This window comes from Xanthomonas sp. SHU 308 (genome assembly GCF_000364645.1).
GTDB classification, from domain to species: Bacteria; Pseudomonadota; Gammaproteobacteria; order Xanthomonadales; family Xanthomonadaceae; genus Xanthomonas_A; species Xanthomonas_A sontii.
Genome location: NZ_AQOK01000508.1, coordinates 1 through 1,857 on the forward strand (window position 1 = coordinate 1; position 1,857 = coordinate 1,857).

At 73.5% G+C, this 1,857-nt stretch carries 1 protein-coding gene and 1 pseudogene; both read left to right on the forward strand.

The window, feature by feature from the left end; genetic code table 11:
* Nucleotides 1–163 (forward strand): annotated as a pseudogene (locus tag D588_RS27320) (serine kinase); the annotation flags it as partial.
* A 99-nt stretch (nt 164–262) separates the two neighbouring features.
* Nucleotides 263–1,857: ABC transporter ATP-binding protein (locus D588_RS24990; protein WP_043085269.1), on the forward strand; the 1,595-nt coding region annotated here is incomplete at its 3' end.

Below are 1,857 nucleotides of genomic sequence, written 5' to 3' on the forward strand. Positions count from 1 at the left end.
CGCGGACGTGGCGGCACGCCTGGCCGCGGACCAGCCCTATGCCGCGGGCCAGCCGCACTGGCCGTTGTTCGCGCGCCAGTTGCAGCGGCTGGGCGTGTACGAACTGCAGCGCGGCACGCATCCGGAGGCCTCGGTCGATGCGCTGCAGACACTGTTGGCCTGATCTCGTGCAAGACGTGACGGTGCCTGCGACGTGCATCGCCGGCGCAGGGGAGTGCGGATGGCGCACCGCGTCGATGGTCCGCCGCATGGATACCCATCGATGAGCACACGTCCGGAACCGGCATCGCACTTGCTGCGCGCCTTCGTCGCCGTGCTCGGCCGCGGCGAACACCTGCGCATTGCCTGGTACGTGCTGCTGTCGCTGCTCGGCGCGCTGGCCGGCGCGCTGGCCGCGGTCGCGCTGGTGCCGCTGGTGCAACCCGGCCACGTGCTGACCCTGGCCGGCCACGCCTTGCCGTTGCCGACCGGCTTCCTCGCGCAGACCCTGCTGTTCGTCGCCGCCAGCAGCGGCTTCGCCCTGCTGCGTTGGTGGGGCACACGACTGGCCGCGGACCTGGCCAGCCGCCACGCGCTGGACCTGCGCCGGCAGGTGCATGCGCGCCTGCTGCAGGCGCCGCTGCCGGCCCTGGCCGATGCCAGCTCGGCGGAAATCGCCAACCTGCTCACCTACAACGTCGAGATCGTGGTGCAGGGCTTCAGCGCGCTGCTGCAACTGCTGGTGGCGGCGATCACCGCGGCGGTGAGCCTGGCCGCGGCGTTCCTGGTCTCGCCCATGCTGGTGCTGGCACTGCCGCCGCTGCTGGCGCTGGGCCTGCTCGCCTTCCGCATCGCCGGCCACGAACAGGCCCGGGTGAGCCGCGAGTACGTCGCCGACATGACCCGGCTGTTCTGGCTCAGCGAGGATTTCCCGCGGCGCCTGCGCCACGTGCGCTCGTTCGCCCGCGAGGCGCGCGAGCAGGAAGCCTACGAGGCGATCGCCGGTCGGCTCGCCTATGGCTACGCGCGCCAGCAGGCGCTGGTCGCCTCCGGCCGCCTGTTGTTGGAACTGGCGGCGGTGGCGGCCATCGCCGCGATCATGCTGCTGGCCGGAGTGTGGCACGGCATCGACCGCGGCGCGCTGATCACCGTCGGCCTGCTGCTGGGGCGGCTGCTGCCGTACCTGGTCTCGACCCGGCAGAGCGTGCAGCAACTGCGCTCGGCCGCGCCTGCGCTGGAATTGTGGCAGCGCTACGTCGCGCTCGGCACGCTGCCAACGCCACCTGGCACCGTGGCGGCACAGCCCAGTGCGGCGACAGGAGCGACGGCGCCGATCCAGATCGAACGCATCGGCCTGGCGCCGCCGCTGGCCGCGGTGGCCTTGACCGGTCTGGTCCTCGCGCCGGGCACGCTGACCCTGATCAGCGGCCCATCCGGCGTCGGCAAGAGCAGCCTGATGGACGCGCTGGCCGGCATGGTCGCGCCACCGCAGTTCGCCGCGCACTGCGATGGCCGCGCGCTCGACTTCGCCGGCTACCGCGCCGCGCTGCAGCCCTTGGCCTATGTCGCCCAGGGCGTGCGGCCCTGGCAGCACAGCGTGCGGCACTGCCTCGCCTGGGCGGCACCGGCCGCGAGCGAGGCCGCGATGTGGGAAGCCCTGCGCGACGTCGGCCTGGCAGCGCGCCTGCAGGGCGGCGCCGGCCTGGACACCGCCGCACACGGCGCCGGCGCGCGCCTGTCCGGCGGCGAACTGCAGCGGTTGCTGCTCGCCCAGGTGCTGCTGCGGCAACCGCGCGTCGCCTTGCTCGACGAAGCCACCAGCGCGCTCGACGCCGTCGCCGAACAGCAGGTCCTGAGCACGTTGCGGCGGCGGGGGGC